Annotated in this window: 23 protein-coding genes and 1 tRNA gene; 16 read left to right on the forward strand and 8 right to left on the reverse strand. The window is 60.1% G+C overall.

Features of this window, described 5'->3' with window-relative positions:
- Positions 1 to 35: 35 nt before the first annotated feature.
- The 3 genes from NKI54_RS12265 to NKI54_RS12275 all read left to right on the forward strand — a co-directional run bounded on the left by NKI54_RS12265 (position 36) and on the right by NKI54_RS12275 (position 2,817).
- Positions 36 to 986: an acetyl-CoA carboxylase carboxyltransferase subunit alpha gene (locus NKI54_RS12265; RefSeq protein WP_023677882.1), complete on the forward strand. Its 951-nt coding sequence runs from the start codon at positions 36 to 38 to the stop codon at positions 984 to 986.
- 212 nt (positions 987 to 1,198) lie between these two features.
- On the forward strand, positions 1,199 to 2,524 hold the full coding sequence (locus NKI54_RS12270) for a L,D-transpeptidase family protein (RefSeq protein ID WP_352593937.1): 1,326 nt from the start codon (positions 1,199 to 1,201) through the stop codon (positions 2,522 to 2,524).
- A gap of 5 nt (positions 2,525 to 2,529) precedes the next feature.
- Positions 2,530 to 2,817: a sulfurtransferase TusA family protein gene (locus NKI54_RS12275; protein WP_352574904.1), complete on the forward strand. Its 288-nt coding sequence runs from the start codon at positions 2,530 to 2,532 to the stop codon at positions 2,815 to 2,817.
- 182 nt (positions 2,818 to 2,999) lie between these two features.
- Here NKI54_RS12275 and NKI54_RS12280 read toward each other — a convergent pair whose 3' ends face one another.
- Together NKI54_RS12280 and NKI54_RS12285 are read right to left on the reverse strand one after the other, a co-directional pair.
- On the reverse strand, positions 3,000 to 4,127 hold the full coding sequence (locus NKI54_RS12280; RefSeq protein WP_352634071.1) for a CobW family GTP-binding protein: 1,128 nt from the start codon (positions 4,125 to 4,127) through the stop codon (positions 3,000 to 3,002).
- 4 nt (positions 4,128 to 4,131) lie between these two features.
- Positions 4,132 to 5,310 (reverse strand): D-alanyl-D-alanine carboxypeptidase family protein, encoded by a 1,179-nt coding sequence (locus tag NKI54_RS12285; RefSeq protein WP_352634324.1) that lies wholly within the window; start codon positions 5,308 to 5,310, stop codon positions 4,132 to 4,134.
- Between the two features lie 270 nt (positions 5,311 to 5,580).
- Here NKI54_RS12285 and NKI54_RS12290 point away from each other — a divergent pair, with 270 nt between their 5' ends.
- Entirely contained in the window at positions 5,581 to 6,744 is a 1,164-nt protein-coding gene (locus NKI54_RS12290; protein ID WP_352691579.1) for a M20 aminoacylase family protein, read from the forward strand.
- A 72-nt stretch (positions 6,745 to 6,816) separates the two neighbouring features.
- Here the strand turns inward: NKI54_RS12290 and NKI54_RS12295 are convergent, their stop codons facing one another.
- From NKI54_RS12295 to NKI54_RS12310, 4 genes are all read right to left on the reverse strand, one after another.
- Positions 6,817 to 6,960 carry a glycine zipper domain-containing protein gene (locus tag NKI54_RS12295; protein ID WP_198023575.1) on the reverse strand — a complete coding sequence of 48 codons (144 nt, stop codon included), beginning with the start codon at positions 6,958 to 6,960 and terminating at the stop codon, positions 6,817 to 6,819.
- 41 nt (positions 6,961 to 7,001) lie between these two features.
- Positions 7,002 to 7,292 (reverse strand): hypothetical protein, encoded by a 291-nt coding sequence (locus NKI54_RS12300; RefSeq protein ID WP_352451191.1) that lies wholly within the window; start codon positions 7,290 to 7,292, stop codon positions 7,002 to 7,004.
- 135 nt (positions 7,293 to 7,427) lie between these two features.
- The gene (locus NKI54_RS12305; protein ID WP_352570595.1) at positions 7,428 to 7,958 is read right to left on the reverse strand and encodes a hypothetical protein; all 531 of its coding nucleotides are present in this window, start codon (positions 7,956 to 7,958) and stop codon (positions 7,428 to 7,430) included.
- 121 nt (positions 7,959 to 8,079) lie between these two features.
- The gene (locus NKI54_RS12310; protein WP_023677873.1) at positions 8,080 to 8,406 is read right to left on the reverse strand and encodes a DUF1330 domain-containing protein; all 327 of its coding nucleotides are present in this window, start codon (positions 8,404 to 8,406) and stop codon (positions 8,080 to 8,082) included.
- A 339-nt stretch (positions 8,407 to 8,745) separates the two neighbouring features.
- Between NKI54_RS12310 and NKI54_RS12315 the strand changes: the two genes are divergently transcribed.
- From NKI54_RS12315 to NKI54_RS12360, 10 genes are all read left to right on the forward strand, one after another.
- Complete coding sequence (locus tag NKI54_RS12315; RefSeq protein WP_023677872.1) at positions 8,746 to 9,438, forward strand: winged helix-turn-helix transcriptional regulator; 693 nt, start codon at positions 8,746 to 8,748, stop codon at positions 9,436 to 9,438.
- A 47-nt stretch (positions 9,439 to 9,485) separates the two neighbouring features.
- Positions 9,486 to 9,562: transfer RNA gene (locus tag NKI54_RS12320), tRNA-Arg, on the forward strand.
- Between the two features lie 396 nt (positions 9,563 to 9,958).
- Entirely contained in the window at positions 9,959 to 10,159 is a 201-nt protein-coding gene (locus NKI54_RS12325) for a DNA-binding protein (RefSeq protein WP_352691581.1), read from the forward strand.
- A 1-nt stretch (position 10,160) separates the two neighbouring features.
- Positions 10,161 to 10,346: a hypothetical protein gene (locus tag NKI54_RS12330; RefSeq protein WP_352691584.1), complete on the forward strand. Its 186-nt coding sequence runs from the start codon at positions 10,161 to 10,163 to the stop codon at positions 10,344 to 10,346.
- Positions 10,347 to 10,461: 115 nt separating this feature from the next.
- Entirely contained in the window at positions 10,462 to 12,741 is a 2,280-nt protein-coding gene (locus tag NKI54_RS12335; protein ID WP_352691586.1) for a phage/plasmid primase, P4 family, read from the forward strand.
- 432 nt (positions 12,742 to 13,173) lie between these two features.
- Positions 13,174 to 13,761 carry a hypothetical protein gene (locus NKI54_RS12340; protein WP_352691588.1) on the forward strand — a complete coding sequence of 196 codons (588 nt, stop codon included), beginning with the start codon at positions 13,174 to 13,176 and terminating at the stop codon, positions 13,759 to 13,761.
- A gap of 3 nt (positions 13,762 to 13,764) precedes the next feature.
- Entirely contained in the window at positions 13,765 to 14,289 is a 525-nt protein-coding gene (locus NKI54_RS12345; RefSeq protein WP_352691590.1) for a hypothetical protein, read from the forward strand.
- Complete coding sequence (locus tag NKI54_RS12350; protein WP_352691592.1) at positions 14,289 to 14,660, forward strand: hypothetical protein; 372 nt, start codon at positions 14,289 to 14,291, stop codon at positions 14,658 to 14,660. Before NKI54_RS12345 ends, NKI54_RS12350 begins: the two co-directional genes overlap by 1 nt.
- Positions 14,661 to 14,672: 12 nt before the next feature.
- Positions 14,673 to 15,413: a hypothetical protein gene (locus NKI54_RS12355; RefSeq protein WP_352691594.1), complete on the forward strand. Its 741-nt coding sequence runs from the start codon at positions 14,673 to 14,675 to the stop codon at positions 15,411 to 15,413.
- 2 nt (positions 15,414 to 15,415) lie between these two features.
- On the forward strand, positions 15,416 to 16,006 hold the full coding sequence (locus NKI54_RS12360; RefSeq protein WP_352691596.1) for a hypothetical protein: 591 nt from the start codon (positions 15,416 to 15,418) through the stop codon (positions 16,004 to 16,006).
- Here NKI54_RS12360 and NKI54_RS12365 read toward each other — a convergent pair.
- Complete coding sequence (locus NKI54_RS12365) at positions 15,969 to 16,274, reverse strand: helix-turn-helix domain-containing protein (RefSeq protein ID WP_352691598.1); 306 nt, start codon at positions 16,272 to 16,274, stop codon at positions 15,969 to 15,971. The two genes, NKI54_RS12360 and NKI54_RS12365, sit on opposite strands and share 38 nt — an antisense overlap.
- Before the next feature lie 461 nt (positions 16,275 to 16,735).
- On the opposite strand from NKI54_RS12365, the gene NKI54_RS12370 reads away from it, so the two are divergent.
- Positions 16,736 to 17,539, forward strand: a complete 804-nt coding sequence (locus NKI54_RS12370) for a DUF3800 domain-containing protein (RefSeq protein WP_352691600.1) — start codon at positions 16,736 to 16,738, stop codon at positions 17,537 to 17,539.
- A 92-nt stretch (positions 17,540 to 17,631) separates the two neighbouring features.
- On the opposite strand, the gene NKI54_RS12375 is transcribed toward NKI54_RS12370, so the two are convergent.
- Positions 17,632 to 18,102, reverse strand: a complete 471-nt coding sequence (locus tag NKI54_RS12375; RefSeq protein ID WP_352691602.1) for a hypothetical protein — start codon at positions 18,100 to 18,102, stop codon at positions 17,632 to 17,634.
- A gap of 242 nt (positions 18,103 to 18,344) precedes the next feature.
- Here NKI54_RS12375 and NKI54_RS12380 point away from each other — a divergent pair, with 242 nt between their 5' ends.
- Positions 18,345 to 19,595 (forward strand): tyrosine-type recombinase/integrase, encoded by a 1,251-nt coding sequence (locus NKI54_RS12380; protein WP_352691604.1) that lies wholly within the window; start codon positions 18,345 to 18,347, stop codon positions 19,593 to 19,595.
- Positions 19,596 to 19,884: the final 289 nt, after the last annotated feature.

Consider the following 19,884-nt stretch of genomic DNA (forward strand, 5'->3'; position numbering starts at 1 on the left):
AGTCATTGCCTTCCGACTTGCCGGTCCGCCCAAGAATGTACAATTACCTCGATTTCGAAAAGCCTGTGCAGGATCTCGAAGGCAAGATCCTTGAGCTGAAGAAGCTTGCCGAGAACGGCGAGGCGGTCGATGTCGGCGATGAGATCGCCCGTCTCGAGAAGCGCTCGCGCGATGCGCTGCGCGACGCCTACAAGGCGCTGACGCCGTGGCAGAAGGTGCAGGTGGCGCGCCATCCGGACAGGCCGCATTGCATCGACTACATCAAGGGCCTGCTTACCGATTTCACGCCGCTCGCCGGCGACCGCAATTTCGGCGAGGACCAGGCGATCGTCGGCGGCTTCGCCCGCTTCCGTGGCGAGCCGGTGGCGATCCTCGGCCAGGAAAAAGGTTCCGACACGGCAAGCCGGCTGAAGCATAATTTCGGCTCGGTCCGGCCGGAGGGCTACCGCAAGGCGGTGCGGCTGATGGAACTCGCCGACCGCTTCCAAATCCCGCTGCTGACGCTGGTCGACACTGCCGGCGCCTATCCCGGCGTCAACGCCGAAGAGCGCGGCCAGGCGGAAGCCATCGCCCGCTCGACCTCGGCCTGCCTTGGCCTGAAGGTGCCGTCGATCTCGGTGGTGATCGGCGAAGGCGGCTCCGGCGGCGCCATAGCGATCGCCACCGCCAACCGCGTCTACATGCTCGAACACGCCATCTATTCGGTGATCTCGCCGGAGGGCGCCGCCTCGATCCTGTGGCGCGACACCACGCGGTCCAAGGACGCGGCGACCAACATGAAGATCACGGCGCAGGACCTGCTGGAGCTGAAGATCATCGACGCCATCATTGCCGAGCCGCTCGGCGGTGCCCATCGCGCCCCCGAAACGGTGATCGCCGCAACCGGCGACCACATCGCCAGGACGATGAAGGAATTCTCCGGCGCCAACACCGATTTCCGCGAGCATCGCCGCGAGAAATACCTGGCGATGGGCCGCAATCTATAACATCCGGCAGGCACGCGGCCCGAAATGTGGCGGCGTGAACCAGTTTCGCCACAAAAATGCCGCCGCATTCGGCTCAGTGGGGTTGCCGTAAGGGGACGCGCCAGCATGATTGCGGTAAGGAATTTTCAAGGTTAACGGGCTTAGGGTCCGTCAGTGGTCAGTTTAGCAGCCGCGGCATCCGCGGTGCAGAGATGAAGACGATAGCCATATCCATGTTTGCCAAGCTTGCCCGCACCGGAGTTCTGATCGCTGCGATCGGCGTCGCCGGTTGCAATGATGCTTCGATGAAGGATTTTGCGCCGCAAGCCAACAAGCCGCTGCCGGACAAGATCCTGGCCGAGATGAAGGCCAAGGGCATGGTCCGCACCTCCTCGGTGATGGCCCGCATCTTCAAGGAAGAAGGCAAGCTCGAAATCTGGAAGGCCAAGACCAACGGCCGCTACGACCTGGTCGCCAGCTACGACATCTGCAAATGGTCGGGCAAGCTCGGGCCGAAGTTCACCGAAGGCGACCGCCAGGCGCCGGAAGGCTTTTACACGGTCCGCCCGGCACAGATGAACCCGCGGTCGAATTACCACCTGTCCTTCAATATCGGCTACCCGAACGCCTATGACCGCGCCAATGGCCGCACGGGTTCCAACCTGATGGTCCATGGCGCCTGCTCGTCGTCGGGCTGCTATTCGATGACCGACGCGCAGATCGAGCAGATCTACGCCTTCGGCCGCGACGCCTTCCAGGGCGGCCAGACCGAATTCCAGATCCAGGCTTTTCCGTTCCGCATGACCGCCGCCAACATGGCGCGTTACCGCAACGACCCGAACTACGAATTCTGGAAGATGCTGAAGGTCGGCTACGACAATTTCGAAGTCACCAAGGTGCCGCCGAAAGTCGACGTCTGCGAGAAGCGCTACGTCTTCAACCAGGTTGCGGCCGACGGCTCGACCTTTAATCCGACCGGCGCTTGCCCTGCGACCACCCAGCCCGATTCGCTGAAGAGCGCCATCAACGCCTATCAAAGCACCTATGAGGCGGCCTTCAACGGCGCCATGAAGGCCAGCGTGCCGGCACCCAAGCCGACCATCGCCGGGATCAAGGAAGCCAGCATCGTTTCCGACTGGTCGAAACGGCGTGCGCGCGGCGAACGCGTTCCGATCGAGCCGCCCTCGCTCAACCCGGACGGCACCGTGGCCGAAACGGCGCGCATGGGCCGCATCGATTCGCCGGCGGGCCGCAAGATGGCGGCGCTCGATGCCGAAAAGGCCGCCAAGCAGAAGGCCGAGGAACAAAGGCTTGCCGCCATAGAAGCGGCCAAGGCCGCGAAAGAGGCAGCCAAGGCACAGGCCTTGGCCGAGAAGGAAGCTGCCAAAGCCCAGGCGCTCGCCGAAAAGGAAGCTGCCAAGACCGCCGCCGAGATGCCTGTCGCCACCGCCACCGTAGCGCCATCGGAAGCCGCCCCGGCAGTCGAAACGCAGGCTGCGGACGCCGAAAGCACGGCGACAAGGTTGAAGAAAAAGCTGCTCGGCATGTTTGGCGGCTGAACTTCATGCTTGAGCAAGAAGATGGGGGCCAAGAACACAGGCCCTCAACTAGCCCCGCCGCCGTCTACGACCTCAAAGGCTTGAACTGCCCGTTGCCGGTGCTCAAGGCAAAAAAGCGCCTGGCCGCAATGCAGCCGGGCAGCCGGCTGTGGCTCGAAACCACCGACCCGCTCGCCGTCATCGACATTCCCGCCTTCTGCGCCGAGAGCGGCCATCGGCTGATCGAAACGGCGGCGGCGTCAGGCGGCCACCGCTTCCTGGTCGAGCGCGGGATCGGCTGCGTCTCGACTTAGCTCGTTCGGGCGAAAGCGGCTGAGCGGGATAATCTCCCCCCTTGAGGGGGAGATGGCCGGCAGGCCAGAGGGGGTTGCCGCGCGTGAAGCGCCAACCTTTTCTTTCGTCCCACAGGGGGTCGCGCCAGCCGAGGCGACCCCCTCTGTCGCCTTCGGCGACATCTCCCCCTCAAGGGGGGAGATCACGATCCGGCAATAGCCAGCGGGTTGCTTTCCAGTGCTGCGCGATCCGGCGTGTCGATCGACGGCCGGTTGGTGAAGGCGGCGAACAGCCGCCGGACATAGTCTTCGGGCATGTCGAGCGTGATCAGCACCAGTCTGGTGCCGCGCTGGCTGTCCGGCCAGGCCGGCAGTTGCACCGGCGGATGCAGGATCTTCTGCACGCCATGGATAACCAGCGGCCGCGACGGGTCTTCTGCAAGCTCGATGACGCCTTTCATCCGCAAAAGGCGCTCGCCATGCGCCGAGCGCAACAGATCGAGGAACATCTCGATTGCCGAAAACGGCACCGGCCCGTCATGAACCAGCGAATACGAACGCACGCGGGAATCGTGCCTGTGGTCATGGTGATCATGGTCGGCATGGTCATGCCCGTCGTGATCATGCCCGCCGTGGTCATGCCCGCCGTGGTCATGGTCGTGGCCGGCTTCTTCGCCGAGCCAACGCTGCACATCGACGGATTTGGTGGCCGGATTGTAGAGGCCGCTATCGAACAGGGTCGCGGTGCTTGCCTCGCCCGCGTCGAGCACCACGGCGCCCGGGTTGAGCTGCCTGAGCCGCGCCCGCAACGCCTCGACATCGCCTGCATCCGTGTTCAGGTCGGCCTTGCTGAGCACGATGCGATCGGCGACGGCCACCTGCTTCACCGCCTCGACATGCGCATCGAGCGTCGCATTGCCGTTGACGGCATCGACCAGGGTGATGACGCCGTCGAGCCGGAAGGCCTGGACCAGGGCCGGGTGTGCCATGATCGACTGCAGTACGGGGGCGGGATCGGCGAGCCCGGTGGTTTCGACGATGACGCGGGCAAGCCGGTCGATGCGGCCGGTCTGCAGGCGGTCGACGAGGTCAGCCAGCGTGTCGACCAGCTCGCCGCGCACCGTGCAGCAGAGACAGCCGTCGGAGAGCTGGATGATGCCGTCGGAGGCCTGCTCGACCAGGAGATGGTCGATCGCCATCTCGCCGAACTCGTTGATGATGACGGCGGTGTCGGCGAGCGCCGGATCCCGGAGCAGCCGATTGAGCAGCGTCGTCTTGCCGGCACCGAGAAAGCCGGTGAGCACCGAAACGGGGATCGGGAAACCGGCCATGCGGCTAGTTCAGCGCCTTGGCCGGCTGCTGGACCTGCGCGGCGGTGGCGGATCCGGCCACAACTGGCTCGGCGCCGGCCGGCGGCGCCCGGTCCGGCCGCCATGTCGGCAGCGGCACGTCGGCATATTCCTGCCCGGAGGCGTCGAGCATCGCCTTCGGCTTCGGTCCCGTGGCGCCGCCGAGGCCGACGGCGATCAGCGTCGGTACATGGTCGAGCTTTTCCTGATAGGGCGATTTCGGCACGTCCTTGCCCTTGTCGCCGACGGCGGGTGCGGCTTCCGACTGCTCCTCGACCGGCTTCTTCTTGCAGATTTCGTCATTCATGTCGTTGGCCGACATGGTGTCGCCATAGGCGGGCAGCGCCGCTACCGTCAGCCAGCTCGGCGCCGGCGTTGCAAAGCCCTGGTCGAGCAATTTTGCCGCCGCCTCGGCGCGGGTAATGGCCGATTGCTCGCCGAGCACTACGGCGACCAGGGTGCGGCCGTTGCGGGTCGCCGAGCCGATCATGTTGAAGCCGGACGAGCAGACGAAACCCGTCTTCATGCCGTCGGCACCCGGATAGCGGCCGATCAGCAGGTTGTAGTTGGAGATCGCCTTCTTGCCGACGGCAAGGCCTTCGATCGAGAACCAGGGGGCATATTGCGGAAATTCCTTGCGAATCGCCATCACCAGCAAAGCGAGATCGCGCGCTGTCGTATACTGGTCCGGCGAATAGAGCCCGTTCGGATTGACGAAATGGGACCCGCTCATGCCGAGCCTCTGCGCTTCGGCGTTCATGCGTTCGGCGAAAGCCGCTTGCGAACCGCCGATATTCTCGCCGACCGCCATGGCGATATCGTTGGCCGATTTGACCAGCATCATCTTCAGCGCATTGTCCAACCGCATCACCGAGCCCGGGTTGAAGCCCATTTTGCTCGGCGGCTCGCCGGCAGAATGTTTCGTTACCTTGATCGGCGAATCGAGCTGGACCTCGCCCGCGGCAATCGCCCGAAACGCCACATAGGCGGTCATCAGCTTGGTCAGCGAAGCCGGGTACCAGCGCCTGAACGCCTCCTGGTGCTGCAGGATCTTGCCGCTGTTCAGGTCGAACAGGATTGTCGGATTGGCCAAGGCAGGCCCGGCCAGCGCCGCAAGCACCACCGTGCCCGCCACCAACAGTTTGAGGAAATGCCTGTAGCGCATCATGAAAACCGAAATAGCCTCTTGCCGCAGTCCCACCTGGCTCCGTAAGATTTCGTTACACGATCGCCAGGATAATGGTCCGGCCCTCTGTTCCCGGACCACAGTCGCGGTGCTATTTACTCTATGTGACGTCAACATGGCAAAGTGCTGCCGATCACAATGTGGAAGCAGCAGCACAATGCAAAGCAGCGTGCATGGTTGCAAGGCAGCAGGCACAATTGCAAAGCAGCAGGCCAAGACCGCCTGCTCCAACAGCGAAATGGAACCATCATGCCGATCCTGAACCGAGCCGCCGAAATGCAGGACGAGGTGGCCGGCTGGCGCCGCCATTTGCACCAGACGCCGGAGCTGAATTTCGACGTCTTCAAGACCGCCGCTTTCGTCACCGAGAAGCTGAAGGCTTTCGGCTGCGACGATATCGTGACGGGTTTGGGCAAGACCGGCGTCGTCGGCATCATCCGCGGCCGCCACGGCGAAGGCTCGACCATCGGCCTGCGCGCCGACATGGATGCCCTGCCGCTCAACGAGATCACCGGCAAATCCTATGCTTCGACCGTCCCCGGCAAGATGCACGCCTGCGGTCATGACGGCCACACCGCGATGCTGTTGGGTGCCGCCAAATACCTCGCCGAAACGCGCAATTTCGCCGGCTCCGTCGCGGTCATCTTCCAGCCGGCCGAAGAGGGCGGCGGCGGCGGCAACGAGATGGTCAAGGACGGTATGATGGAGCGCTTCGGTATCTCCAAGGTGTTCGGCATGCACAACATGCCGGGCCTGCCGGTCGGTCAGTTCGCCATCAGGCCGGGTCCAATCATGGCGGCGACCGCCGAATTCACCGTCACCGTCAAGGGCCGGGGCGGCCACGCGGCGATGCCGCACGGCACCATCGACCCGATCGTCATCACCAGCCAGCTTGTCGGCGCATTGCAGACGATCGCCTCGCGCAGCACCGATCCGGTCGAGGCGGTGGTCGTCTCGGTGACGAAATTCCACGCCGGCGACGCCTATAACGTCATTCCCGAGACGGCCGAGATCGCCGGCACCGTACGCACGCTGAAGAAGGAGGTCGCCAAGAAGGCCGAAGAGCGCATCCGCGCGCTTTGCCAAGGCCTGGGCGCTGCCTTCGGCGCGACAATCGAGGTTGATTACAATGCCAATTACCCCGTCACCTTCAACCATCCGGAAGAGACGGTCTTTGCCAGCGACATCGCGGCCGACGTCGCCGGCGACAGCCATGTGCACCGCGCGATCCAGCCGGTGATGGGCGGCGAGGATTTCTCCTACATGCTTGAAGCGCGGCCGGGCGCCTTCATCTTCATCGGCAATGGCGATACCGCCGGCCTGCACAACCCAGCCTACGACTTCAACGACGAGGTCATCCCGCACGGCATGAGCTATTGGGTGAAGCTGGCGGAAACGGCGCTGGCGGCGTAGCCGTTCGGCATCGGCGGTGCGGCAACCGCCGCACCTCTGGGCGGCAAAACCGGGCAGGACATGCTCTGCTGGTCACTTCCGGCCGGACGACTTCCGGGCAAGGCCGAAGGCAATGCCCAGAGCAATACCTATACCGATGCCCGCAACAATGTTGTCCAACACGACGCCGATAGCCACGCCGATCACGACGCCGAGTGTGAGGTGTTTGGCATCCATTATGCCCGGTCATGTAGCGTGGAAGGGAAGAGCCGCAACCGCTACGGTCCGCTCTTCGGATCCTCGACCTCCAGCGCCTCCATGACCGGCGCCAGCTCATTGTCGTCGGCAGCCTGCGGCTCTTCGCCTGTCCTCGCCTTCGTCAGGGCTGCCTCGATCGCCTCCTGGATATTGCCGAGCTCGTCTTCGCGAACCTCGTGGCCATAGCCGGCAGCGTCGGCATCCTGTTCGAATTGCTGCGCCAGGACGGCGACGCTCACCTCGCTCTCGGCCGGCAGATTGCCGACATTCTCCTGCAGCCAGGTTTCAAAGAACTCTTTGGTCGCGCTCATGCGGTCTCTCCTTCGGGACACTAAAGCGCGCCGGCATCCCGAAAGTTCCGCTATCTGAGCCGTCTTTGCGCCCGTTGCCGGCTGCCCCGCAATTCAGCGCGGCCAGGCGGCGTTGGCGCCGCCTGGCTCGGCTGCTTACTGGCTGGCAGCAGTCGTCGGTTCACACGACACGTTCGGGTTCATATCGGCGAACGCGCCGGTCGGGTTGCCCTTCCAGGCCCAGACATGCAGCTCGTAGAACGGACCGAGGCCATAGCGATTGGGCGCACTGTTGAAGTTGAACAGATGTCCGTCGAGCGAGGCCGGGCCTTTCGAGGTGATGTATTCGACCGCGATCAGTTTTAGCGTGCCGTCGGCCATCGGCTCGTACATGACGGCTTCAGGCTTGGCGACATCGACCGCGTCGTCCTTGAGGTAGCCCGGATTGACGTAATGGATGCCCATTGCGCCGCCGGTGATGCCGCTGGCGCAAGGAATGGGCGCATAGCCCTCAGCGGTCGCCGCCGCCACATTCTCGAAGCGGCTGTTGGCCGCGCGTACCTTGTCGGCCAGCGGATTGGGACCGGACGCGGGCGCTGCCTGATGCGCCTGCGCCAGCGCAGTGCAGGCCGACAGCAGCGCCGCGGCAGCGAGAACTCTATTGCGAAAGTTGATTGTCATAGTCATTCCATTCTTCTTGAAAAGCACAGCCCGGCCGGCCGCCGGAAGTAAGGAGGTCCGGCAGGTGGGCGCTGTGGCTGTTGTTGCTGGGAGATCCCTATCCCGATGCGACGAATGCAGGGGAAGATCATCCCTTCGGCAGATACGGGATGGTTCCGGCCAGATCGGAGTTGTCGATCAGCTGGAAACGGCTGTCGCTGCCGCCCTGACGGGCCGAAACGAACGGCGCGTAGGCAGGATCGTCGGTGAAGGCGCGCGCCGCGGCCTCGGTCGGGAACGCCATCAAGGCAATCAGCGTCGTGTCGAGCGGCTTGCCTTCGAGCGTCTTCACATTGCCGCTGCGCGACAGATATCTGCCGCCGTGCTTGTGAACGAGGTCGTGGACTGACGCGGCATAGGCCGGCATCCACTTCGGGTCCCTCACCTTGATGTCTGCGATAACGTAAGCGGTCATGGGTCATGTCTCCTGGTCGTGCACAGGGGTATCCCGTGCAGCGGCCAAGGGCTCGCACGGCAAGGCCGGCGCCAGCCAGTCCGCGATCTGTACTGGTGTGGCGAATCCGAAATTCGCATTCGCTTTGGAGCAACGCAGCGAGCGAATTTCGGATTCAAAAGCCACACCAGCAAATGCTTGGATTTCCAGTGTGGTTTTGGATTTGAAGTTCCTAACGCTGATGCCACCCAGAAAGCAGGAACTTCAAATCCACCACACTGGGCCGGTACAGTTTCTGTACTCGCCGCGCCGCCGGGAAAGGCCTATGGTCCCGGCTGAGTTTGAGGGGAAGGCAACGTCGTGACCCAGTCCGGATACAAACAGTTCTGCCCGTTATCGATGGCCGCGGAGGTGCTGTGCACCCGCTGGACCATGGTTCTGCTTCGCGAATTGGTGGCAGGCTCGACCCGTTTCAACGATCTGCGCCGCGGCGTCCCCAAAATGTCGCCGACCCTTCTGTCGCAACGCCTCAAGGAGCTCGAGCTGGCCGGGATCGTCGAGCGCAAGGAGGTGCGCGGCGAGAAAGGCATCTTCGAATACCGGATGACCGAGGCAGGCAGGGATCTGCGTTCCGTTGTCGAGGCGATGGGCTTTTGGGGGCAGAAATGGGTCGAGTCGCGGCTGTCGCTGAAGAACCTCGATCCGTCGCTGCTGATGTGGGACATGCGGCGCAATCTCAACGCGTCGCCGCTGCCCGACGGCCGCACGGTGATACAATTTCTATATCAGGAGCTCCCCGCCTCGAAACGGTCATGGTGGCTGATCGTCGAGAAGCACGGCGAGGTCGACCTCTGCTGGTACGACCCGGGCTTCGATGTCGATCTCTACGTCTCGACCGACCTGCACACCATGACCGAAATCTGGATGGGGCTGATCACCGTCGAGAAGGCAGGGACGAAAGTCATCTTGACGGGAGACCAGGATATCGCCCGTAAAATGCAGACCTGGCTGGGCCTGAGCCCGTTCGCGGTCGAACCCAAGCGAGCGGCCTAGCTGCCTCTTGGCGAAACGTCCCGAAGCGGTTATGTGTCGGGCGCGATGGTCCCGTAGCTCAGTAGGATAGAGCGGCAGATTCCTAATCTGTAGGTCCCCCGTTCGAGCCGGGGCGGGATCACCAAAAAATTGCTAGCAAATACAATCACTTAAAAAGGCTCCAAGTTCGTTTCGGAGCCTTTTTCATGTTGCGTTGCTCCGCAACACAGAACAAGCAATCACAAGGGGTTACAAGGCAGCGCAAGCGCGTGCCCGCAACATGAATGCAGCATAACGATATCCATGTTGCGCTGCGTTGCGGGGTATTGTGGAACGCTTGCGGACGTGCAAACATGCCCATCTTAGACAGGTCCGGACACCGGGACACAATCATATTGGCCCAGCTTCGATGGCTTATCAGCCTCGATGTCTCAGGCCGCTCCCCTAGGGAGCCGCGCGTGATCAAACCCGCGCCGTCCTCTGTCTCCACGCTCTTCCATCGAGACGACACCGGTGCATCCAATTAAGTTGGAGCAGTCCGATGGACGACAACTCTACTGAAAATGAACTGGGCCTCATCTGGGGTGCCGAGAACATTGCCCGAGCGATTGGCCGGAAACCTGGCATCACGCTGCACATGCTGCAGAATGACCATATCCCTGGCGCGAAGCAGGTCTGCGGGCGCTGGGTCATAGCGCGGAGCAAACTGTGCGAGGCGTTTGGCATGACCGAGGCAGCGTGACATGGCTGCCGAGTCCGAAGTCGTAAGGTCGGCGGCCAAATGGCTAGCCAACAATTGGCATACGATAGAGCGGCCGATCATCCCCCGACTGCGCAGCGCCTATAGCCTTTCGATGCTTGAGACGATTGATGCCATGCGCATGGCAAGGGGCATCGTCTATCAAAAAAAGAACGCCGGCCCTGTATGAGCAGGACCGGCGTTCAGGAGAAGCATGAGCAATGGAGCCAAGTGGTGCGAAAATTCGCTTGGACCAACTCCCAACATACCCGCAAAAGCTTGATAAAACAAGGAGTTGCGGCGTCATGGCTCAACGAACAGCTACCATCGATATTGATAGCACCCGATCAGCAGCGCGGCGATATAAAGAGGCGGGCTGGGTACCAATCGCCTACCAGCACCAGACCAAGGCACCCCTAGAAAAGAACTGGCAGAAGAAGACGCTTGAGAAGGTCGATGTCGATAAAGCCTTCACCGGCAACAGTTCAAACGTGGGCGTATTGCTTGGGACGCCATCAGGCAATCTCGTTGACGTGGATCTGGACAGCGCCGAAGCAATTGCGCTCGCGGCGGAGTTCCTGCCGCCAACAGCGGCGCGATTTGGCCGCCCCGCTACGCCCGACGCACACTGGCTCTACAGGGCGGTCGTGCCCGCCACTGTGCCCTTTACCTATAACGGCAAGAGGGACGGGATGCTGGTCGAGCTTCGGTCCACAGGCGGGCAGACAATGTTTCCGCCTTCCGTCCACCCTTCAGGGGAACGGCTTAGCTGGACCGAGGAGGGCCAGCCGTTTGAGATAGACGGTGAGTTCCTTCTCCAGTGCGTGCGATGCCTCGCGCTTGCATCCCTGATAATGCGGCACTGGCAGGATGGGTTGCGCAATGTGCTTGGCCTTCGCGTGCCTGGCGCTTTGCTAACGCACGGTTGGACAGAGGCGGAAGTTGAAAAGCTGGTCCGCAAGGTGGCAACCAAGTGCGGTGACGATGCCGGGGCGATAGAGAAATCCGTCAAACGCGTCAGCGCTACGGCCAAGCGTCTAGGCGATAAACAGAAGGCGTGCACCGGCATCCCGAAACTGGCTGAGTCGCTCAATATCAACCCTGACACACTGCGCTCTTGGGTCGATATGCGCCCCGAGGAAGAACGCGGGATCTTTCCAACTTCCGAACCCATCTTTATCGCACGCCAGTTCGCAAAGACGCTGGATGATGTCTGGCACTGGCGGGGCGACTTTTATCGCTGGACCGGAAGCTGGTGGGTCCAAATGGATGACGAGGAGCTTCGGGGCCGGCTCTATCCATGGCTTGAGAAAATTAGGGTGCTGGAAAAGGGCAAGCCTGTCCCGTTCAAGTCAACGCGCAATGCAGTTGGCGACATCCTCGCCGCACTTGCCGGCGTCAGACAGTTGCATAATGCCACCGAGCCACCATTCTGGATCGACGCAACAAGCAACGACCCAGCGCCAGCGGACCTGCTCCCCTTCAAAAACGGTACCTTAGACTTGCGGACATACGTGCTGCTTCCGCCCCAGCAACGCCTCTTCGCGCTACATGGCGTTGAGTGCAATTACGATCCGGCAGCGACAGCACCCGTATGGAACAAGTTCATGCGGGATGGATTTCCCGACGATCCCAAGTCCATCGAGTGCATTGCCGAAATCTTTGGCTACTGCATGACCGGCGACACGTCGCAGCAGAAGGCCTTCGCCTTCATCGGGGAGAAGCGCTCAGGTAAAGGCACCACGGGGCGAATAGCCCGAGCGGCGGTCGGCGCAGGCAGATACGCCAACCCCAAGCTGTCGGACTTCGGCGAAACATTCGGAATGCAGAATCTTATCGGCAAGTCGCTGGCCGTCATATCCGACGCACGAGGACAGGGGCGATCAAATCCACACGCGGCGGTGGAGAACATCCTGACTATCACCGGCGAGGACCCGGTATCGATCCATCGCAAGTACAAGTCGGATTGGAATGGCGTCCTCAATACGCGCATCATCATGATGGCAAACACGATCCCGAAGCTCAAAGACGCATCCGGGGTCATCGTGACGCGGTTCATTGTGATCGAGTTCCGTGAGTCATTCTATGGACGCGAGAACCCGAACCTTACGTCCGAGCTGCTGGCTGAGTTACCAGGTATCATCAACGTCTGGATCGAGGGGCTGAAACGGTTGCGGGCGCGCGGTCGCTTTGAGCAGCCAGAGTCGGGTCAAGAGTTGCTCGATCTCATGGATGAGAACACAGGCCCGGTGAAGCGCTTTGTCGAAGAGATGTGCACCGTTGGCCCCGACCACACCATCAGCAAGAAACTGTTCAATATGGAACTGAACGAGTGGTTGAGGGACCACGGCCATTACGCCATGGCAGATGAGACTATCGGGACCGACTTGTACGCGCTGCAACTGGGCATCAGGGCTACCAAACCACGGCTGGAGGGCAAACACGTTCCCCACTATGCCGGGATCACTCTAACGGAGATGGTTCCGAAGGGCGGCAAGCTGACGCCCAATCAGGCGGCCATGCTGTACCGGGACTCGGGTGAGATGCCCCCGGGCGACATGATTGATCCGAAAATCCCGTTTTAGCTGTGCCGGGGGTGCCGGGGATATACACAATAACGATTGCTACTGCGCTGCGCTGCAAAAAAAAAATACATTCCCCTACGTGTAGAAGGTGAGTAAGTCCCCGGCACCCCCGGCACAGCAAGCGGCGTCACCCCTGTTTAGCCTGAGAAGAAAGTCCTTGGAGAGAAGGCCGCACATCCCGCGCCACCCTGCATAAACTCGGGTGATCACGAATTCCGAGCCAAGGCCCGCGTTTTATTGTGCGCGTCCCTCGATCCAAGCCGGGCTAGATCTCATTTTTGACCCACAGAGTTTTACTCCGTGGGTCACTGAAATAACGTAACAATAACAACCGCAAAAATGTTCGTGTTGCGGGCATGTGGCCTAGCGCCCTACACTTTGCACTGCTTCATCAAGCCGCAAACTACACAGCAGATACATAGTGGATCCACAATGGACGCTCGTTATCCGATCCCCCGCAAGTACAAAGGCAGAAGCAGGGTCACGAACGGCAAGACGCTGCTGGCCGGCATGGACGGGCGCACCAAGTGGGCAAAGCGGCTGCACGACCTGGTTGCGAATCACGTTGCTGACCTCGGCGGACCCGGCCACGTCACGCAAAGCCAGTTCATTCTGATCAAGAGCGCCGCCAATGCGACGATCGTCCTTGAGCAATGGGAGCTTCAGTTCGCGAAGGCAAGCACAGCGAGCCTGCCGGAGCTGCTCGCTTACTTGAGTGTGCTGAACAGCCTCCGGCGCACCTTCGAAACGCTGGGACTAGATCGCGTTGAAGCTCCGAGCAACGGAATGCAGACGTACGACATCAGCAAGCTCACCCCGGACGAACAGCAACGCCTCAAGCTCCTGAACCACAAGGTGGGCGAGGTCGGAGTTGGCGGCCTGTCGGAGAACGATGCAGGAGAAATGAAGATGCTCATGGAGAAGTGCCTAGGCAGGGGCTACGGCCCTTCTGTCACAGAGCCCGGTCCTCGTGACCGTCCATTCCACGAGATCGTCTATCCCAACTATTCGAGGCGATGAAACATGCGTAGCGGCGACATCATAAAATCACGGCGTGGGCACAGGTGGATTATCGGCTATGCGGTCGAGGAAGGCGCCTACGAACGTGCTCTCGGCAAGGGGCGTCACTTTTTTCTGATTCGCGCTATCGAAAGCGATGCCGGCCCGGTCTTGTTGTTCACCCTGCGCCCCCAATGCGACATCCGGAAGGGTTGGCAGCGCAACGACTTTGAAGTCGGCTATTCGTCAGCTGCGTACTTGAATGGTTCGGTGAGCCTCGTGCGGCAGGACACGCTCTATTTCGCGGTGCCCGCCACGGCAGAAGTTCACCCCTTCGCGGAGACGCATGACGGCAAGATGTTGGTCAAAGCGTCGGGCTTCAACGACCTGTTCGTCGCGGTGCAATATGATAGCGACAGCGGCGGCTCAGACCACCTCATTTTGTGGCGTTGGCAATTCGCGCTGCTGATGCAGCGTGACCGGGACGGCAAGCCGCCCATCGATTTTTCGCAAGCGCAGGGCCGCATAGCGCGCGCGGAGGAAATCTGATGACCGTAGCTGTCGGCGATATCGTCGTATCGGGATCAGGGTTGCGGTGGTGCGTGCTTTCGTTCGTTGGCAACCCCAGCGGCGGGCAGGACGCGAAGCTGATCCGCAAAAACAGCGAGGGCGCTTTCACTGGACTCCAGAAGGATGCCGAAATGCTGATCCCGGTGGAGACGCCAGTTTTCGAGTCCGGCGATGCAGTGACGATTGACGGCTTCAAGGGCACGTACATGAGCCGCGATGGCGACGTGGCGCGCATCATGCTGGAACCACGCCGACGCCAGTTGTCGAGCGGCGGATTTGTCCAGATCGAGGCCGGCGTTGCCCGCGCCAGCTTTGCCCTGCTCGTCGTCCAAAATCGATCACCACTTTGAAGGAGAAGAACCATGGCAACCGTCGCCGAACAAGAACTGAAACTGCACGTCTCGCCCAGCATCAGTGAACTGACAATTGACCACTTTGCCGAGAGGCAGAGGGGCAACGATAAGCCGGAACCCGACCTGGAGCATGTCGCCCTATCGGGAGCGATGCGGGAAGCACGGGAGCAGGCCCACGCGCTGGTCGCCCTTGCCAACACTGTTTACGGGGACGCGTCGCAGACGCCCGCTGCCGCGGCGATCCAAGTGGCTACCGCCGCCAAGAAGACAGGCGAGCGTGTTGCGTCCCGCTTGCTCGCTGCTCAGGAGAAGGCAGATGCCACAATCGCTTCACTTCAAAAGGCAACGTTCGCTCCCTCGCCGGACGCAGACATGGGCGAGAAGTTCGACAAGCAGATCCTTTATGCCCTCAAGACCATGACACACGACGAACGCGGCGAAGCTTTCGCTGAGGCATTCGAAGCTGATGACATGACGTTGATCGGCGCCGTGCTGCGCGCCCCTGCACTGCTGTCAGGCATGAAATCAACTGAGCTCGCCGCCCTTAGGCACCGGTTCCAGATGAAATATTTCCCCGCTGAGATGGCTCGTCTAGAGCGCCTCAAGAAGATGCGCGCCGCATCGGACACCGGCGGCAAGGCGTTCGTCAAGCTCGTTGAGCAGGCGGCCGACACCACATTCGCCAATGGCGCAATCGCTGCTCGCTCGAAGCGCGAAAGCGCGCTGGCGGCACATCAACAGGAGGCATGATCATGGCCGGTGAAAACCACATCAACAACTATTTCGTCAAAGTGCACAATCAAGCTGATCTGTTGCGGCTGCCACGACGCATCGCAACGGATCGGCTGGAGGCGATCCCGGAATCCTACCGTGCCGCATACGACTATATCGAGGAAGATGACCCCGGTCGGGGCTACGAACTGTCCACCGCTATCGCGGATGTCATTCGGGACGGCGAGGCTGAGATTGCGTCGCTCAATGCGCAGTTCGAAAAACTTCAAGTGGAGGGACCAGCAAAGCTCGCCGCCGTGAAGCAGCAGATGCGTGACGACGCCATCAATACGACCCTTCAATTGTCGCTCGCGAAAGCCGGGGCACACGAAGGGCTGGTTGAAGGCGCTATGGCGATACTGAAAAAGAGGAATGAGTTTGAGGCGGAGAAATCTGATGACGGCACCTACGCCGTGCTCGCCCGGACAAGTCTTGGACTCGCTCCTGTTGATCGCGTCGTCCAGCAGTTCATGCAGAGCGAGGAAGGGGCAGCATATCGCGGCAAGCCCGCCGCCCCCTCCCCTGGCAACAACTTCAGTCGGCTACAGTCGGGTTTGAAGCGGCGGCACTGACAACAGCGCCCTTACCAAAGGCGGTTGCTTTGGCCTTTCCGCGCTTTGCAGCAACGACGCTGTAGCGCATCGCGCCGTCCTTCATGACACCGGCAATTTCAACGCCGCTGCGCTTCACGTCGCCGATCAGCGAATAGGCGGCCTGCTTGCTAATCGAAAGTGCGTCGGCAATTTCTGCCACGCTAACAGCACCGGCATTTAGCATTTCCTGCACGCGCGATTTCTTGGTCTGCGGCTTGTCGGCTGTTACGTTTTTGCTCTTGGGCATGTGATGTCTCCTGTCTGGCACGTCCTTGTTGGACGAAAAGCAGACTAGGACAACATTCCTAGTTGGTAGAGCGACTGGCAGTTGTCTATGGAAAACGTGTCAAGCCCTTGGCTGTACACAAGTTAGCTGTGAAACGCGGGTATCAATGTCGTTTTGGTGGGGACTCTTGCAGAAAACTGGCAATGAGCGCCAAAAGGAAGAGTATGTAGAGGGTCATCTTCAACCAAGGATTCGCCCCAGATGACCTCCCTCCAAGTTGCTTACATGATGATAGCTCTTTCATATCTCCTTGCAGTCGTAGCGCTTGGATCGGTGCATTGAAGACCGGTCATCACGAAATGTTCATGTTCCGTTCGATTTCAGGGCGGTGTAGAGTGATTCCTGTTCAGCAAAGGAGTCGCCTAGCATGTCCTGTTTCTACTCTTTCTCCGCGTCTAGTTTGATCTTCTGGAGCCTGTAAAATGGCCGTGCTCTATGTCGATGAATCTGGCGAGGAAGGATTTAGTCCCACAAGTTCTCAGTGGCTCATCGTCGGCGGCGTCTTGCAGCCCTCCCAAGAAGTATTCCAGGCGACCAAGATTGCCTATGACGCGTTCAAAGCCGAGCACAGGCAACCCAATTGGCATTTTCATTTCCAAAATGCCTCCCATAACATCCGTCTCGGGTTTATTCATGCCATGCGTGACACCGGCATGCGCGCGATCGCCGTTGCGATCCACAAACCATCGATTACTCGCCAAGATAACTTCCGCAAAAAGTACTTTCTCTATTTCTATGCGCTTCGCTTCTTGCTGGAAAAGGCAACAATTTGGTGCCGAGACCATGGGTCATACGACGAAATGCATGTCTATCTGTCCACCCGGCGCGGTCTCCAGCTCGGGAATCTGAACGATTATCTCACGAAGGTCATTGCCAGTCCGTTTGTTACCACTGACCGAATGGAGTGGAGCTTTCTTCGAAACAAAGGGATTTTTCTCCGCCCCAACAACGAGTTTCGCGGCTTACAGATGGCCGACTGCGTTGTGAGTGCTATCGGCCAGGCGTTTGAACCTTCCGAGTTTGGTTTACTCGAACCGCGCTACATCGAAGATATGGGACCCATGTTCCATCATGATGACCTCACATACGGGCGCGCCATCAAGATCTGGCCCAGCATTCCGACCAACTTGCTCGCTGCGATTCAGGGAACGAGCACGTTTAGAATTGCTCCTGTTTTATCTGAGAGTTGGGATGCCCCATACAGCGCGGATAAGCGCACAGCGTAGTAGTTGGGCGACGCGTGCGCTTGTCGCGCTGGATGGGGCTGCAATGCTGCGCAGCTACGGGAAAAGCTGCGCAGCAAAGTGCAAAGGCAGACTTAAAGCGGGCTGAGGGTGGTGAGGTCGAGGAACCCTACTAAATCCACCAGCTTGAACGGGACCACAGCCGAGGGTCCGTCGAGCTTGCGCATCACATACGACCGCGTGGTCATGAAACGAGCCTGGCTCCCATCGTTGTTCTGATCGAGGCTATAGACCCCCTTGCCCTCAAAGTCGGATGCGACCGGCTTCAAGGCAAACAGCCCGGGGGTAGCGTTGGCGAGAAGCAGCTGGATCTTCTTTTGCTTAATCGCCACGCCCTTCCATGGTTCAGCCTTCCAATCCTGCATGAATTCCACAGGGATTGTGACGCGGAGGTCTTTCTCGTTTGACTTCGGCTGCCGCAGCAACACGTGGCCGGCCGGAATGTCGATAGAGTTTCGGCTGTTGACCCGTGCCGCAGCGTTGGGCGCGAAGGCGGTGTCCAACTGCTCAATTTCTGCGGCCGTGATTCCGTCGAGTATGCTCATCTGTAGTTCTCCTGTTGGCGCGCTTGGGACGAGGACCGCAGCACAACGCACTGCAGCGGACCTGCAGGCCTTTTGGCACCTGCGATTCCGCCCCAGTGTGTCTAAACCGAAGAACTGGAGAACGAGCTGGAGAGCTCGCCGACCATCAGACTGCCCCTTGGTCAAAGAGTCAATAGCGGCTTCGTTGCTGACCAACAGATTTTATGCAACATAGTGCCTCTTGAGACAGGAGATACACAGCTATGTCAGTTCGTAAGCGTAAGTGGACCACGAAGAACGGCGCACATCGGGAAGCGTGGTTAGTCGACTATGTTGATCAGAACGGCGAGCGCCGCGCCAAGACATTCGACAAGAAGAAGGATGCCGATGCCTACGCTTTGAAGGCCGGCTCGGAGGTTCGTGACGGCCTGCACGTTGTGGACAGCACGTCAAAAACGGTCAACGACGTTGGTAAGCTGTGGCTGACGCGAGCGCAGAATGAATTGGAGCACGGCACCTATCTCGGATACGAACAGCACTTGCGCCTTCACATCAGACCGTTCATCGGGAACGAAAAGCTGTCGCGGATGAACATGCCGCGCATCCGCAAATTCCTAGACGCGCTGGCGGCGGGCGATGATAGCCTGCCTGAGGACGATCTACGCCGCGAACCACGCTCGCCCGCGTTGGTCAAAGGAGTACGCACCAGCCTCAGTTCCATTTTCTCGGAAGCCAAGGAAAGCGGCTACATGATGCAGAACCCGCTCCATGGCATGCGTAACAAACGTACGACCGCGAAGGGTGAGAAGCGACGCAAGAAGAAGCTTAGGTATGGTGTGGACATTCCGACGCTGGAGGAAATCAACAAACTGATCGCCGCTGCAAAGGGCCGCTTCCGCCCCCTGCTGATAACGGCAGTCTTCACAGGTCTGCGCTCATCCGAATTGCGGGGCCTACGCTGGGCCGATGTTGATCTGGCAAAGAGCAAGCTGCACGTGACCCAGCGGGCCGACAACTTCCATGTCATCGGGATGCCAAAGTCGGAAACGAGCCAGCGCACCATCCCCCTGTTTCCGCCGTTCGTGGTGAATGCGTTGAAGGAATGGAAGCTGCAATGCCCCAAAGGCGAGAAGAAGCTGGATCTCGTCTTCCCGAATACGCTTGGCAATATCGAGGCCCATGGCAACATCATTCGCAGCGGGCTGATTCCGACAATGCTCGCAGCTGGAGTTACGATTGACACTGGCGAGAAGGACCAGGACGGGATGCCCATCCCCGCGCCCAAATACACCGGCCTTCATGTCTTCCGTCATTGGTTTGCGTCGTGGTGTTTGAACCGCGAAAAAGACGGCGGCAGGGGGTTGCTGCCCGCCCGCGTTCAAAAGCTTCTAGGCCATTCAACTATCGGCTTAACGATGGACACTTACGGCCACTTGTTTGAGCATAAGGAGGACGAGGGAGAACTGGACGCCGTTATGCGATCATTTCCTGCCCTCGTTGTGAACGCAACATAAACGCAACATTCCATCTCAAAGCCGTACAAACGCTGGGCCTATTACGGGTTCCTAATCTGTAGGTCACAGGTTCGATTCCTGTCGGGATCACCACGTTTTTCAAGCACTTAGCGCGAAATCGCCGCACTTTTTTTGCAGGATTTTTGCGAAATAAGTACGGCGAATTTCGCAGACCTTCAGACTTTGGGCACACATATTCCAGGGCGAAGCGGCCCAAAACCGCTGCGAAGCGCGGCGCTACGATGCCTAAATCGAGGTAGGTAATCGTTGTTCCCAATCAACTTGCCCG

It is taken from the genome of Mesorhizobium sp. M0663 (genome assembly GCF_040320585.1).
GTDB lineage: Bacteria > Pseudomonadota > Alphaproteobacteria > Rhizobiales > Rhizobiaceae > Mesorhizobium.